At 54.0% G+C, this 15521-nt stretch carries 14 protein-coding genes; 8 read left to right on the top strand and 6 right to left on the bottom strand.

The genetic code is table 11. The features are described from left to right. Positions 1-1204, top strand: a 1204-nt coding sequence (locus tag ABX962_RS13145; protein WP_372720087.1) for a class I tRNA ligase family protein, incomplete at its 5' end; no start/stop codon positions are given. Positions 1205-1307: 103 nt separating this feature from the next. Further along, on the top strand, positions 1308-2135 hold the full coding sequence (locus ABX962_RS13140; RefSeq protein ID WP_372720085.1) for a hypothetical protein: 828 nt from the start codon (positions 1308-1310) through the stop codon (positions 2133-2135). A 115-nt stretch (positions 2136-2250) separates the two neighbouring features. Here the strand turns inward: ABX962_RS13140 and ABX962_RS13135 are convergent, their stop codons facing one another. Beyond that, the gene (locus ABX962_RS13135) at positions 2251-3876 is read right to left on the bottom strand and encodes an arylsulfatase (RefSeq protein ID WP_372720083.1); all 1626 of its coding nucleotides are present in this window, start codon (positions 3874-3876) and stop codon (positions 2251-2253) included. A gap of 296 nt (positions 3877-4172) precedes the next feature. Continuing rightward, positions 4173-4574: a hypothetical protein gene (locus tag ABX962_RS13130; protein WP_372720081.1), complete on the bottom strand. Its 402-nt coding sequence runs from the start codon at positions 4572-4574 to the stop codon at positions 4173-4175. Between the two features lie 621 nt (positions 4575-5195). On the opposite strand from ABX962_RS13130, the gene ABX962_RS13125 reads away from it, so the two are divergent. The 5 genes from ABX962_RS13125 (at position 5196) to ABX962_RS13105 (ending at position 10752) form a co-directional block, all read left to right on the top strand. Further along, complete coding sequence (locus tag ABX962_RS13125) at positions 5196-8372, top strand: two-component regulator propeller domain-containing protein (RefSeq protein ID WP_372720079.1); 3177 nt, start codon at positions 5196-5198, stop codon at positions 8370-8372. Then, positions 8369-8995, top strand: a complete 627-nt coding sequence (locus tag ABX962_RS13120) for a response regulator transcription factor (RefSeq protein ID WP_372720077.1) — start codon at positions 8369-8371, stop codon at positions 8993-8995. Before ABX962_RS13125 ends, ABX962_RS13120 begins: the two co-directional genes overlap by 4 nt. Positions 8996-9405: 410 nt before the next feature. Continuing rightward, positions 9406-9777: a response regulator transcription factor gene (locus tag ABX962_RS13115; protein WP_372720075.1), complete on the top strand. Its 372-nt coding sequence runs from the start codon at positions 9406-9408 to the stop codon at positions 9775-9777. A 161-nt stretch (positions 9778-9938) separates the two neighbouring features. Continuing rightward, positions 9939-10334, top strand: a complete 396-nt coding sequence (locus ABX962_RS13110; RefSeq protein ID WP_372720073.1) for a hypothetical protein — start codon at positions 9939-9941, stop codon at positions 10332-10334. Between the two features lie 7 nt (positions 10335-10341). After that, complete coding sequence (locus ABX962_RS13105) at positions 10342-10752, top strand: hypothetical protein (RefSeq protein ID WP_372720071.1); 411 nt, start codon at positions 10342-10344, stop codon at positions 10750-10752. Between the two features lie 251 nt (positions 10753-11003). Here the strand turns inward: ABX962_RS13105 and ABX962_RS13100 are convergent, their stop codons facing one another. From ABX962_RS13100 to ABX962_RS13085, 4 genes are read right to left on the bottom strand one after another with little or no spacing between them, the layout of a single operon-like run. Continuing rightward, positions 11004-11777, bottom strand: a complete 774-nt coding sequence (locus tag ABX962_RS13100) for a hypothetical protein (RefSeq protein ID WP_372720069.1) — start codon at positions 11775-11777, stop codon at positions 11004-11006. Continuing rightward, positions 11774-12709: an ABC transporter ATP-binding protein gene (locus tag ABX962_RS13095; RefSeq protein WP_372720067.1), complete on the bottom strand. Its 936-nt coding sequence runs from the start codon at positions 12707-12709 to the stop codon at positions 11774-11776. Before ABX962_RS13095 ends, ABX962_RS13100 begins: the two co-directional genes overlap by 4 nt. A 7-nt stretch (positions 12710-12716) precedes the next feature. Further along, positions 12717-13709: a hypothetical protein gene (locus tag ABX962_RS13090; RefSeq protein ID WP_372720065.1), complete on the bottom strand. Its 993-nt coding sequence runs from the start codon at positions 13707-13709 to the stop codon at positions 12717-12719. After that, positions 13696-14796 (bottom strand): ABC transporter ATP-binding protein, encoded by a 1101-nt coding sequence (locus ABX962_RS13085; RefSeq protein ID WP_372720063.1) that lies wholly within the window; start codon positions 14794-14796, stop codon positions 13696-13698. The genes ABX962_RS13090 and ABX962_RS13085 overlap by 14 nt, the downstream gene beginning before the upstream one ends. Positions 14797-14851: 55 nt before the next feature. Between ABX962_RS13085 and ABX962_RS13080 the strand changes: the two genes are divergently transcribed. Next, positions 14852-15223 carry an FKBP-type peptidyl-prolyl cis-trans isomerase gene (locus ABX962_RS13080; protein ID WP_372720061.1) on the top strand — a complete coding sequence of 124 codons (372 nt, stop codon included), beginning with the start codon at positions 14852-14854 and terminating at the stop codon, positions 15221-15223. The last annotated feature ends 298 nt before the right edge of the window (positions 15224-15521 follow it).

Genomic DNA, 15521 nt, shown 5'->3' with positions numbered 1-15521 from the left:
CGATGCACTGCGTTTTGGATTGGCTCGGTTGGCAACCGAAACGCAAGACGTGCGGATGCCGGTCCAGTACGAGTGTCCGCATTGCGAAAAATTGATTGACCAAACGAAGAAGAACCGATCCTTGCCGAAGCTGGATTGCCCAGAGTGCAAGAAAACGTTCTCGACTCAATGGGCTGAATCCGCCGCGGACAAGACGCATCCGCGAGCCGCGGTGGTCAGCGAGCGATTTGAAACCGCTCGCAACTTCGTCAACAAGTTGTGGAACGCAGCCCGGTTTGCCTTGATGAATTTCGAAGGCTACGAAGCACAGGAAATCGATGTCAAATCGTTGCCGCTGGAAGACCGCTGGTTGCTCAGTCGATTGTCGACGGTGACAAAGCAGGTGACCGAAGCGACCGAGCACTACCACTTTGCCGAAGCCTCGCGAATTCTTTACGATTTTGCCTGGGACGAGTTCTGCAGTTTCTACGTCGAGATCGCCAAGCCACGATTGTCCGACGATTCGCTTCGCGGGGCCACTCAGTCGGTGATGGCTCACGGGCTCGATACGCTGCTGCGTCTATTGCACCCGATCATGCCGTTTGTCACCGAATCAATATGGGGTTACTTGAACGAGGCGGCTCCGAAACGGGGCGTCCCCTCTCCCGCAGATGCTCCGCAGTTTGTGATGACCGCGGCGTGGCCGATCGCCGAAGCGGCACATTATGACGAGAGCATTGAACGGCAGTTCAACGAGTTTCAAGAAGTGGTCGGAGCGATCCGTCGCATTCGCGCGAGCCAAAACATTGCTCCGCGAGACACGGTGCCCGTGGCGATCCGCTGTAACGAGTCATCGCAGGCACTGTTGGAACCGATGCGGGCCTATTTCCAAGGACTCGCCGGTGCCGATGTTGTGGAACTGAGTCCGACGGCGAAGCCGTTTGAGATCGATGCTCCCTTAGCGATCACCGGACTGGACATCGAGGTGCACGTCGACTTAGAGCAGTTCATCGACTTTGAAGCCGAGTTGGCTCGCTTAGAAAAACTGCGAGACCAGGTGGTCAAACAGATTGGCGGAAAAGAGCAGAAGCTCTCGAACGAAAACTTCGTCGCTCGCGCCCCCGCAGAGGTAGTAGCGAAAGAACGCGAGTCGCTCGAAGAATTAAAACGACAACTCGAATCGGTTGAAAATGACATTCAGCGACTCAAAACTAAACTCGGTTAGACGCTAGACTCGGGTCGCAAAGCAGTTCAAGATAGTTTGCGGGGCAACCGCGAACTTTTGGCCGCTGCGTTGCCGCACACATTCTCCTTATTGGCTTTTTGCAATGCCTATCAAAATGACTTGCCAATGTGGCAAAGTGCTCAATATTCCGGACGCTGCGGCTGGCAAAGCGGTCAAATGTCCAGGCTGTCAAACGGTATTGAAGGTGCCTGCGGCAACCGCCGCAGCGAAACCCAAGCAAGCGGCCGCTCCGGCACAACCCGCCCGTCGGCCTGCAGCGGCACCTGCACCGGCGCCCGCAACGACCAGCAATCGCTTGGATGACTTGTTTGACGAAGAAGGGTTTAGTCAACAAGTCGCTGCAATCTGTCCGGCATGCCGTGCAGAGATGAAAGCCAACGCGGTGTTGTGCACTCAGTGTGGTTACAACAAGCAAACCGGTGACCGGCTGTCCGGTCATCAGACGCCTGGATTGGATGTATCGCACGGCACTCTCGCTCTGCAAAAAGCGGCCGCCGATATGGCGCGTGCCAAAGAGACTCAGGATCGGTTGTCAGGCAACAATGGGATGCCGACCTGGATGTTGGCGCTTGTGTTGTTTTTGATCGTCAGCTCGACGGGGATAGCCGTGGTCGCGATCAATGTGTCGCGTCAACTTGATGGCGGAGGGGGCTTCAATCCAATCGCAACGTTCCTTGTTTTAGGGTTCGGAGCGTGCATGGTGATCTCGCAAGGAGCTCAGCTAATGGTGATCGTCAAAGCGTTCAAAAAGGACATCAAAACCGGTTTGTTGACCCTGTTTGTTCCGTTTTACATCCTCTACTTTGTCATCAAGAATTGGCGCGAGACCGGGCGACTGTTTATCACCGCCGTTTTGATGGGGATGGTCGCGGGTGGTTTTCTCGCAGGCGCAATTTCCGCAGGCCTGTGATGAGTCGGTTCTGTTTCCAGAGAACTCCGATGCGAGTGCCGTAAAGCCGCCCTGGTGACTGCGATTCGAAGGACCTCGCTGGGTTCCGCTTCGCCACCGACACTGGTGAAGGTTGTCACCCACCATGATGAGACTGTACGGCTGCCTGGATCTGTTCCTTCACCGCCTCGAGGTTAAATGATGCCCCCTTTTGCATCGGCGGAAACTCGATGGCCGTTTTGGCAAGTTCCGCTACCTTCTTTTGCACGAAGATGAAACGCCAAAATTCGCGTGCATAGAACGACATCATGTAATCGGACGAACCCACGCCCCAGTTATGATCGCTATAGCGTTCAAACGGATCGCGTCGCAGGTTGTGAATGATTGGCATGTTCAATTTGTTTTTGGCACCCGGCCATCCTTCGGGTTGTTCGATGAACACATATTTCCAATCACCGATTCGCACCGCTCCCAGGCTCGATTCACCAAAGTACCAAACCACTTCCCTTTGGCTGGCGTCACCCTTGGTGATCATGTCCAATTGGTTGTAACCATCCAGGTGAACTTTGTAGGTGCGGTCGCCCAGTTTTTTACCTTGCTTGAGCTGTTCCGAAAGATTCGGATTTCCGGCGGCAGCGGCCAATGTGGGGAGCCAATCCAAGCCGGATGTGATTCCATTTTGCACACTGCCGGCGGGAATATGATTTGGCCATCGTAGGATCATCGGTGCGCGGAAGCCGCCTTCGGTCGTCATCCCTTTGGTTCCCTTAAAAGGGGTGTTACCGCCATCGGGCCACGTAAAGACTTCGGTGCCATTGTCGGTAGTGACGCCGATGATGGTGTTGTCGGCAATTCCCATCTTTTCCAACTTGCTGATCACCGCACCGACAATGTCGTCAAACTGGGCCATGCCCGCTTCTTGCAAACCGTAATTGTCTTGGCCCTCGAGTGCTTTGTATTTGTCATTCAAATGAGTGAAGATGTGCATCCGCGTCGGATTCAACCAAACAAAGAACGGTTTGTCATCCTGCTGTGCTTTCTCCATGAAATTGCTGGTCAGTTCAAGGATGTGATCATCAATGTCTTCCATGTTATGCGTGATGCCGTCGGTGGGATGTGGCGGCAGCGGACCTTTGTCCTCGATCTTTTGTTTGCCAATTTTTCCCCAACGAGGTTGCACGGTTGGATCGTCCACGTCGCTGGCCCAGGAATGAACTAGATTGCGTGGTCCGATCTGGTCAAGAAGATCTTTTGGATACCCAGGCCAAAACGGATCGGACATCGCATCAAGGTGGTAAAGGTATCCAAAGAATTCATCGAAGCCGCGGACGGTGGGCAGGAACTCGTTCAAGTCACCTAAATGGTTCTTGCCAAATTGGCCCGTTGTGTACCCCATGTCTTTGAGCACCGTTGCGATCGTTGGCGCGTCTGCAGGCAAACCGATTGGCGAGCCTGCTTGCCCCACCGTGGTCATTCCCGTTCGATAGGGAAGCATGCCTGTGATAAAATTGGCGCGACCGGCGGTGCAACTTGCTTCGGCATAGTAATCGGTAAACATCATCCCCTCACGCGCCAAGCGATCAATGTTGGGGGTCTTGCCCGACATCATTCCGCGGTGATAGGCGCCAATGTTGAACCAGCCGATGTCATCGCCCATGATCATGATGATGTTGGGCTGCTTGGTTTGGGCGTGTAGGGTTGCGGGAATTGCAATCAGCGCAATCGCCAGCAGCGAGAGGCAATGTTTTCGAAGGTACCGCATGTTGGGGCTCACTGCGTTGAGAAGAGGTTACTGGAATGGATTGGTGAAGGCGTCTTCGTGTGACAGGGCCCGGCTTGTGTATCCAGCCCGATATCATCAATATCGGAGACTTCAATCCAATGACAATTAGACCTTGGTGTAACTTGCCCCCAATCCTGGGCCATGCATCCTCGGTCACTCGATCCGACAAGCTTCCTTCGGCGTGCCGACGGATCGAGTGGATCTCACGCTCAAAGCACTGTGAAAATACACAGTGAACATTTCGATGCGACGATTTACGATCCGCGGCAAAAACGCTAGGTCAAACCGTAGTCGCCCCAATAATCTTCCAACGATGCCGTTGTCGTCGAAAAGGTTTGCGATTCTTTGAAATTGCCTCCGGCGAAATGATCAAGATCGACGCCTGGCCGCACGTTCAGAACGCCGACGCCTGCGGTAATACGATACTGCGTAATCGCCGCAAGTTGGCCTTGGTTGTAGCGGATATGGTCGTGGTCGCCAGGCGGTGAAACGCCGCCGATGCTAGCCGCTACATTCCCTCGCATCGGGTTTTCGTTAAATGCGTAACCCATTCGCATTTGCAGTCGCGAGCGATACGAATATTGCGCACCGCATTGCAGTGACCATTGATCGTCGTAGATCGCTCGAAAGAAATCGATATCGGAGTAATTTTGGTAAACACCATCGATCGCCAACAACAACTTGCCATCGATCAGCGACGTGTTTAAAGCAGTGTGGAGCCGCTCTGCTTGCGAGTTGCGTGACGACGCACCGGATGTGGTAATGGCTATGGAGTTAGACTTGTGTTCGGTATCCCGAAGCCGATTGTAGATGAGCCCGCAGTGGATCGGTCGGGATGTACGTCTGTCCTTTGAAAGGGGCTGGTCGCTGGCTTCACGAACCGCTGGAAAACCCCGTTTTATCGTTCGTCTGTGATGTGACGGTTAGGCACAGTGTGTGACGGATGGGTACAGTGGCAAGAGACCTCTCGCGGCAGTCCACCGCCCCTGACTCCACTATCGCATCGGATTGTTGCTTCGGATGTCGAAATTGCCCCTGGCCAAAATGTTTTGCGGCGCTACGATAAAAAAGGCATTGGGATGAATGCTCCGAATCGACAGTCCTTTTTGTTCGCGATCGCCTACACTTATGTAGGACATCACGAGCACTTTTCTTGATCCTCTCCTGGTAGCTGATCATCGTAGAGCGCTCTTCGTGTTAAACGTGTCGGGCCAGATTGCGAAACTTTTGTGAACCGTCGCTGGGGTGATGTCCTCTTCATCAGGAATCCAAAAATCTGGATTGCTTCGGCCTTGCTAGTGCATGCTGTTGCAATCGACCGCTGCGAAGGTCACTCCGCGGACCGAGAACTGTCTTCGCAATCACAAACCGTTCAGCTCAATCCTGATCTGTCGCTAGATCAATACGTGTGGCGTCAATGGACAATGCAGGACGGGCTGCCGTCGGAACAAGTTGTCGACATCATCCAGACGTCCGATGGCTATCTGTGGTTGGCCACCGTGCGCGGATTGGCACGGTTTGATGGTTTGCATTTTACGATTTTCAACCGCGCCAACACACCCGCATTTGTCACCAATCAAATCAGCAAGCTTTGTCGCAGTCGAGATTCGGCCTTCTGGATTGGCACTGAGCGTGGCGGGCTGATTCATTGCCGACTTGGTCAACCGCCGCAGTTCACGCGTTTCGACGAGTTGCTAGGACATCCGATTCAGTGTTTATATGAGGATCGTGAGGGCACACTTTGGATCGGGACGGAGGCGGAAACATGGACCGTCGTCGGCACCCAGTGCCTATGTCGGCCCGATGCTCCACTGAACGTACGAGCCATTTGCGAGGATGAAAGCGGAACGCTGTGGCTGGGCGCGGCGATTTGGATGCAGTCTCGACCAGACCGACTGGCGGCGACAACGATTCAGCCAAAACCTGGACTATATCGCCGTGACGATGATCGCTTTTATCGGTTGACGCAGTCCGACGGATTTCCCGACTCGCCGTCCGCCAACTCGGTCACGGCACTTTGTTCAGATCACCAAGGTGGGGTGTGGATTGGCACACTTGGTCACTCCTTGTTCCGTTATCAGAACGGCAAATTTCAAGACCACGCTGCATCGCTCGGTCCGAAAGCCTCGAATTTCTTGCGGCTGTATCAAGACCGCAGCCAGCAGTTATGGATCAGCACTTTTGCCGCCGGATGTTACCGTCTTGTTCACGACAAGGCTACGAAGCTTTCCATCGGAAATCGACCGGTGGTTTGTCTTGCCGAGGACCGTGAAGGAATTCTTTGGTTTGGCGGCGGTCAACGCGGTCTTCGCAGCCTCCGTAATCCGGAGCTTGCTAAGCTCAAACTCGATCAACGAGTCATGATGCGATGCGTCGTCGAAGACGCTGCGGGGGACCTCTGGTTTGGCAGCGGCAATCTTGCCTCGAAAGATCGTCAAACGGGACTGCATCGTCTGGACGGCGGAGTGTTTGAAAATTATGGCACCGATCAGGGGCTGCCAACAAACTTGGTAACGGGACTAGCGATTGGATCCGAGGGTCGGTTATGGATCGGTACGAACAAGGGATTAGTTTGTCGTGACAATGATCGGTGGGCCACGTTCACAACCGAGGACGGCTTGGGACGAGATTGGATTCGCAACGTTTACGTGGATCACACCGGAGTGGTGTGGATTGGTTTTTGGGAAGGCGGTTTGCAGCGAATGCAGGACGGCACATTCACTCGCATCACGGAATTCAGGGATGCCGATGTAAACTGGATTCATGAAGATGCCAGTGGACAGCTTTGGATCGGATCCAATCGTGGATTGTACCGCTGGATTGACGGCAAGCTTCAACGCGTCCGCGACCTTGTGCTTGACGAGCTTTCGACGATCAACTTCACAGCATGCTGCGAGAGCGATCAAGGCTGTCTTTGGATCGGGACCAGTGGCGGAGGATTGTGTCGCTATGCAGCGGGTCGCTTTTCCAATTGGACCAGCGCCCAGGGGTTGTACGAGGATTCCATTCATGCGATCGCCGAGGACAAGCGAGGGTGTTTGTGGCTAGGCGGCCCTCATGGTCTGTCATCCATGTCGGTACAGGCACTCGACGAAATCGATTCTGGTATCGAAACACGGATCCAGGTTCGAGTGCATCCGATTAGCAGTGGATTAGACCAACCTCGCATCGAACGCAACTACCGTCCCAATGTTGTGCATCGCGGGGACGGCTCCATCTGGTTTGTGACCACCGGTGGTACGGTGATCGTACCGGCGAACGGCCCTTATCAGCAACCGCTTGCTCCAATCGTCCACATTGAAGAGGTTCAGGTTAACGGCGAATCACAACTTCCCTGCGGGGCGCTCGAGATACGATCGGGATCAAGGCACGTCGACTTTCATTTTACCGCGAATACGTTTACGGCCTCGGAGCAAGCGGTTTTTCGCTACCGGCTGGACGGATTCGATGATCAATGGCTTGATGCAGGCAGGCAACGGTCCGCCAGTTATACCGAATTGCCCCCAGGCGATTATGTCTTTCGTGTCACTGCGGACAATGGATATGACGTTTGGAGCAAAGCAGGAGCGACGGTGGAATTGCGGGTGATCCCTCGCTGGTGGGAAATCACCTGGGTGCGAGTCGCCACTCTGATGGCGGCGATTGCCGTGGTGGTCGGTTACGTTCGACATCGGATACAGACAACACACAAAATCAACGTCGCGTTGCGTCGTGAAATCAATGATCGCAAACGAGCGGAAGAGGAGTCTCAGACGAATTTTCTGCAACTAACTCGCGTCTCTCGCGCGGCTAGCATGGGAGAGCTGACCACATCGATTGCACACGAAGTGAAACAGCCTCTTTTCGCAATCGTCAGCAACGCGCAAACGGCTCAGCGGTTGCTTGACCGCGAGCAACCGGATGTCAATGAAGTCCGCGAGGCTTTGATCGATATCTCCAGTGATGGTAATCGTGCCGCCGACATCATTGATCGGGTGCGTTCGCTGGTGAAAAAGGAACACTGTCCCTGCGTCCTGTTGCACTTAGACGAGGTGGCACGTGAGGCAATTCGGTTGGTTGAACCCGAGATTTGTCGACGAGGATTGGTCATCGATACCCAATTTGCAAACCATCTTCCGGCGATTTATGGGGATTCGATTGAGCTGCAGCAAGTCATCCTTAACTTGCTGATCAATGCGGCTCAAGCGATCGACCCGCTTGCATCCGATTCCGATCGGCTGACGATCAGCATCGCTGCCGGCGACGATGCCGTCGAACTTGCGGTCAAGGATCATGGTAAAGGATTCGCAGAGGGGCAAGTCGACCGACTGTTTGAACCGTTCTACACCACCAAGCCTGATGGCACCGGGATGGGGCTTGCCATCAATCGTACGATCATCCAGGCACATGGCGGACGGATCTGGGCCGAGAAAAATAGTGATCACGGAATGACGTTTCGATTTACTTTGCCTACGCCTCAGGAGATTGCGTCATGAGCGTCCCCAACGCTACTGTGTACGTGATTGACGATGATGCATCGATCCGTAAAGCAATGACACGAATGTTTAAGTCGCTTGATTTGCAAGTCCTTACCTTTGAAAACGCCGACGAATTCTTGCACTACCCGCGACCGGATCAGGCAGGTTGTCTGATCTTGGACGTCTATATGCCCGGGCTCAGTGGCATTCAGCTTCAGCAGCAGTTAGTGGCCAGCGATTTTGATCTGCCAATCGTCTTCATTACCGGCGAAGGCGACATCCCGATGACCGTCCAAGCGATCCAGGCCGGTGCGATTGATTTCCTGCCCAAACCCGTTGATGATCAAAAACTGATCGATACCGTGCAACATGCGATTGATCGCAACGCGCGTGAGCGAACCGAGCTTGTCCAACGGCGTGAATTCCGCGATCGATTCGATTCACTCTCGAAACGAGAAAACGATGTCATCATGCTCGTGATTTGTGGGCTGCTGAACAAGCAAATCGCCAGACGGTTGGGAATCACCGAAAATACCGTCAAAGTCCATCGGGGCCGCGCGATGGCAAAAACAGAAGTCGATTCGGTTGCGGAATTGGTGCGGCTTTGCGAACACGCCGGTATCGCACCGGGTGAGGATTGATCGCAAGCGGGTGATCGCACGCCGCGGAGAGCACGACAATCCTCTTTGAAAAACAAAATGCGGGGGTGAAACACCCAATGCCATCTGCTTTCGTCCTAACCCGGTGGCTTTTACAGCGGAGTGGCGCGCGTGCGCCCGGTAAATGACGAACGTTTTGTTCGCTGGAACCGAGCGGCTTGCGCCGCGGACGCTTCCTACACTCGATGGCGTTGGACGCTACCAATATAGATGGAGGACACAGCGTAGATGGAGGACACAGCATAGATGGAGGACACAGGGGCAACCGCAGCCAATAACACTAAAGTCTAATTTCGCTTGAATCAGTTGGCCTCTATGGTGAGTATCAGAGGACGAATAACACGCTGGTGGCCTGGATACAAACGTACGCATGCTAGAAAAAAAATACACGCATGGACGAGCCCCTCCGAATTTCGATTGTGGATGATGACGCATCGGTGCGTCGAGCTTTGGACCGGCTCTGCAGATCCGCAGGATACATTGTGCTGGCGTATGAATCCGCGGAAGCATTCTTGGAATTCGCAGTTGATCCAATTGACTGCTTGATCCTGGATGTCCATCTGCCGGGGCTCAGCGGATTGCAGCTACAACAGCATTTGCATGACCTTGGTAAACACATCCCAATCGTGTTTGTCACCGCGTTTGAAGATGATTCAACGCGGCGTCAAGCGATTGCAATGGGGGCGTTAGCTTTCTTGCAAAAACCACTCGACAACGAGCAGCTACTCGATGTCATTGAAACGACGTGCCGTCATAGCGGATGATGGAACCATTTGCATTTCCAGGACTTTGATGATCAAAGTCAATCATTGATTGAAACACTTTAAAAAAGGGGGCCGCCCGCGTACCGAAGATCACGCTGTGGCGAGTATCCACGAGTGGATTGTTGAGTTGAAATCGTAAAACACGCATCAAGGGGACAGTTATGAAAGTTCTTACACCGACCTTGGCACTAAGTGGAATTTTAGTAATCTCCACGGTTCTGGCCCAAGAACCAAACAATGAACTGCCGAATCAACGCGAGCGTCCAAATGCCGGAGAGCGTCCCAATCTACGCGAGCGTCCAAATGCAAACGCATTTGAACGTGGGCCGGCGAGAGAAGGAGAGAGGGGCAATCGGATGAACTCGCCCGAGATTCATCATCATTACTATCACCCAGCCGGCGGTCGCGGTTATGGCACCAACTATGGCTATGGATCGGGCTACCTGTCACGAGGTTTCTCAGGAGGGTTAGCCAGTGGGATCGGCGAAGAACGCGAAGACACTGCCCAAGCCGCCAATACGTATGCAGAAACAGCACATTTGGTACAGGAAAAATAATTATGCAGTGAACAGTTACTATGCCAATCGTGAAGCACGTGACCGATACGTCGCCGCTCATCGCGAGGCGCCACCGACGGAGCAGGAATTGGAAGCGTTTGGAAAGTCGGCGGAACCAGGGCGTCTTTCCAATGCCCAGTTTGATCGTTCCACCAATGTGATTCATTGGCCTGGTTTGCTGCGTGATTCTGATTTCACCAGCGATCGTCAAACGCTGGATCGTCTTTTCCACGACCGGACGCCTGACGACAGTGGTTCGATGTCCGCTAGCTATGGCCAGATTCAAAAGGCTTGTGACTCGATGATGCAAACGCTGGGAAAAAAAGATCGTATTGAGCATATGCCAACGGTGACGTTCATTGGTGTTGAGCACTTTATCAAGAGTTTGGCCTACGAAGGCAGTTTCGCCGTCAAGTAGACGATGCAGCATTCATTCGGTTTTCATGGCTGACCGTGGTCTGACGGCCACGGCAGCGGCCGTATTAGGTGATCGCCTCCGGAGTAACCGGCTTCTGGTCGCGAGGCCTTGCTCCAATCCGCTTTGGAAACCAATCGGAAAACGCCATAACAAATGGCTAACGGCGTTTCCCAATCAAGGCAAACGTTTCGCGATCAAGGCAAACGTTTCGCGATCAAGGCAAAATGGTGTAGCCCTACGCGGAGCTGGCGTTAATCTTCTTGCTGCGTGGGGTATTCCGTTCGCGTGACTTTGAAACTTGCCACCCCTAACAGCGTGATTGTAAAGGCGAATAGCACCAACAGATGCGTTTCCGCCGGTTCGGCTCCGAACACGTTCTCGGCACGACTGCGAGCTTCTTCCCACCCCATCCACTGAGCCAATAAGCCCCGCAGTCGATAGTTGATCGTGAATTTGTTGATCAGCGCCGGCACAAACGAAACACCGTACTCAATCGCCAAGGTGTAAAAGACGGCGCTGACCATCGTGCGTTTGTAAAAAATCACTCCGATCAAGATGTACAGGGCGGCATGAGCAAAGCACGATAGCACCGCCAAAACACACATCACCCACCACATTTGGAATCCTGCAGCGGGCCCGATGATCCATACACACAGCGTGATCGCCGTGAGGGCGGCCGACAGTGTCCATACCACTGCGGTCAAATATTTTCCCAGCAATACCATGGAACGTCCCGACCGCCGCATCGCCAAGTAGATCCATGTTTGGCCTTCAAGCTCGGTGCTGATCGCGGGTGTGGCCCACAATAATAGTCCCAATAAACAGACGACTTCGGGGACGAGAAAGTAGAGCGTGATCCCCCACGGTTCGATGGGGTCGCTCGGCGCGACCGTGCGCAACGTGCGCAACGTGGCAATCAAGGCGACGGGAAACGCAACCAAAAGAAACCACATCGCAATGCGGCCAATCGTCAGCGATCGGCCGAGCTCGAACCGCATCACGTCCAGTGGCAATGTTGCTATCACGCTGATTCTCCGCGGTGATGTTTCAATAACGACGCAAACAAGGCGGCCAAGTTGCCGTCGGCGGTCTGCAATTGATCGATTTGCAGCCCATCCGCAGCAATCCAGTCAGCGATATGCTCGTAAAACTGACTTGGGTCCCGCAGTGCAATTCGCAATTCGCTTCGCTGATGAGTCAACTGCAACGAATTCACCCAAGGCATGTCCACCAAATGGTGAATCAATTGCGGTGCATCTCGCCCAATCACGCGGACTTCCTGGGGCGTGTCCGATAGAATCGACTCGATCTCGTCGGCGGTTCCCGAGGCTAGCAATCGGCCTCCGAAAATCAACAAAAACGACGACGTCACCGCCTCGATCTCTTGCAACACATGGCTGGCGAACAGCAGACCTTTGCCCTGCTGTGTCCACTGCTTCAACAGCGTCGTCATGTCATCGCGGCCGACCGGGTCCAACCCATTGTAGGGTTCGTCCAAGATTAACAAATCGGGATGGTGAGCGATCGCTTGGGCAATTTTTGTGCGTTGCCGCATCCCCAACGAATAGGTGCCAATCGGGCGATCCATGGCGGAGGACATGCCCACCAGGCCTAAAGCAGCCTCGGCCATCGATTCGCTCTGGCGACGTGAATAGCCGTGCAAGCGAACCAGATACGTCACCCAAGACCTTGCGGAAATATTGGGGTACAAGATGTCGGTCGCCGGGCACAACCCAATGCGTGAAAGCATTTCTCGATGCTGAAATGGATCCTTGCCAAATACGGAAACGCTTCCAAGCGTTGGTCGCAGATGCCCAATCAACAAGTTGATCAGCGTCGTTTTTCCAGAGCCATTAGGGCCAACCAAACCGTATGCTCCGGTTGGAAGTGTCAGGGTCAAGTCGTTGACACCGATGACATGCCCATACAATTTAGTGGTGTTGTTGAGTTCGATCATCGCTTCATTAAACACTTAGTCTCGAGATCAAACGACGGCGAACCACCCAGAATCCGATGACTGTAATCGAAACGAGCACGACCATCGAAGGGACGACGCTGGCCGATGTCGGATCAAGATCAAACACCCAAGCTTCGACTTTGCCCAACGTATGATACGGCGACAATAGTCGCCAGCGGTCCACATCAATCCCGAGCGCCTCGTAATCGATCCGTCCACGTCGTAGCGATCGCCGTGGACGTTGACCGACCATCGCCGAATAGGTCAGTATTTGATAAGCCACAAATCCCATCGCCCACGTTGCGAACCAGGCAAATGTGGCGTAGCGGCTTTCACTTGTCAGTGATGAATAGCCCACCGCGAGCGCCGTGGTCGGAATCATCAACACCCCCGACGCCGCGATGATTCGCAGCGGAATGTCCCATGTTTGCCAAACCACCGACAAATCGGGCGACAACAACACGCCAACACAGTACAGCATGAAGGCTGGGACAGTGACGATCATGGAAAGCAAAAACCAAATCACTGCCGATTTTCCAACAATGTATTCAGTCGGTGATAGCGGCCGCGAGAAATAAAGCAGATAGGCTTTGGTTCTCAAGTCGTATGAGACCAACATCGGCGCGATCAACCCGATCAACAACACCATGGCGAATAATTGTGGGTAGCGAAAAAACGCCAAGATCAGCGTCGACCAAACTTCATGCCTTGCCGCATCGGGATCCGAGACCACCAGCGTGGCTAGTTCCGGTTGTTGCAGCGGCCCTCGTAGCAAGGTAAAGACAAATTGCTTCATCTCGGGGCTGGTCGACGAATATTCAAAGGCAAAGATGCCAAACGCGGGAAGCATCACGGGCAACCATGCGAACACCAACATCATTCGCAACCACTTGCGACGCCAAATCAGCGAGATGCCGCTACGAGCAACCACGATGGGGCGCAAGATCCGTGCAACACGTCGGCCGTTCCAGCCGCGATACCCAAGGTCATTGACCGGCACTGAACGACTCCACGGGTGCATCGGATGGCAGCGAGTCGCGGCCTTTTGCCACGTCCATAAAGATTTTGTCGAGCGAGTTGAGGGCGGGCTGCAAGCGGCGAATCGACGTTTGTGTCTCTGCGGCCCAGCCCCAAAGTCGTGCCGTGTCGGTTGCTTCGATCCCCTCGATTCGCAACGAACCATCCTCGTTTTGCAAGACTCGGCATCCCGCCTCGGTGGCCTTGGCGGCTAGTCCCGATGAATCGCCAAGCGTGGTGACGTGCAGCGTGGGCGAACTTGGACGACTCAGGTTTTCCAGTGAATCGACGATGCGGACAGTGCCGCCCACCAAAATGATGACGTTGTCGCAAACTGCACGCACGTCGGGCAAGATGTGAGTCGACAAGATCACCGATTTGCCGTGTCGCAGCGCCAACGTGCGAATCCGATTGAGCATCGACGCTCGTTGATCGGGATCCAAACCGGTTGTCGGTTCATCCAAAATCATCAGCGGCGGGTCATGCACGAGTGCTTGAGCAAACTTTAGTTTTTGACGCATGCCGGTCGAATACGACTGGATCTCGCGGTACCGCTCTTCGCCAAAGTCGCAAAAATCCATCATCTCATGAGCCCGCCGCAACGCTTCGGTGCCCGACAGACCTGACAAGCGAGCCATCAATGCCACCGATTCGACACCGACCAATCCGGTGATGTAACAATCGTCTTCGGGCAGATAGCCTACCGAGTCACGGATGCGTCGCACGTCGCCGGGCCACGCATGTCCCAACACTTGCCCCGACCCTGATTGCGTTTTCACGAGTCCCAGAAGCGCTTTGATCAACGTGCTTTTGCCCGAACCGTTTGGTCCTAACAACCCCGTAATGCCCGCTGCCACGGTCAACGAAACGTCGCGCAGCGCAGGCACACCTCGATAGAGTTTCGTTACGCCTTCGACTTGTACGACCACGTCAATAATTCCGCTCCCACGTAGTGGTTGATGAAACAAGCGTGTATTGTAACGGTTGTCATGTCGCGATGGTTCGGCAACCCGTCGCTTGATTCCATCATCAAGGAACAAACGAATGTAAATATTTTCTACAATCGCCACTCTGTTTTTTGTAAGTGGACTGATTTTCGTCTACGGATGTGGGAGCCAACCCGAGGTGGGGCTGAGTAAAGTCGATGCCGATGCGCCGACTGAATTCACCGAGACCGAATCGGGATTGAAGTATCGCATCTTGCGAAAAAGTGATGGCCCGAAACCATCGGCGACCGACCGTGTGACGGTGGACTACACCGGCTGGCTCGACAACGGGACCGAGTTCGATAGTTCGTACGCTCGACGCCAACCCGCCACGTTCGGTCTAAACGAAGTCGTTCCGGGTTGGACCGAAGGACTGCAATTGGTGGGCGAGGGAGGCATGATCGAGCTGGAGATCCCTTACCAGCTCGGCTACGGAGCTCAGGGGAGCCCCGGCAGCATCCCGCCGTATGCGACGCTGCACTTTAAAGTCGAGCTTCACGAGATCCAATAGCGAGCGGATTCAATCGAGTATCGATGGGAAATGCGAGTTACTTCGTACCCGTAGATCGATCGTTGATTTAGTGAGCCGTGACGCGTCAGCGATCTGAAGCATTTTCTAGTAGCTACCTTCGCCAGAAGGTGGTGATTCACGTTTACGCGGCAACCAGCCACGCTCTGGCGAGTCCTCATTCCGCTTCGCGGCACCCTAAATAATGAAAACGGCGGTTAGTGTATAATTTACGATGGCTGACGTGTGAGTTGGGTCGCAGATCGTGCTCCACTGGCGTCTAGAGCCCGTTGGCGAGTCT

This window comes from Novipirellula sp., from assembly GCF_041583735.1.
GTDB lineage: Bacteria > Planctomycetota > Planctomycetia > Pirellulales > Pirellulaceae > Novipirellula.
Note: the sequence above shows the minus strand (reverse complement) of the source record. Positions and strands in the feature narration are given on the sequence as shown.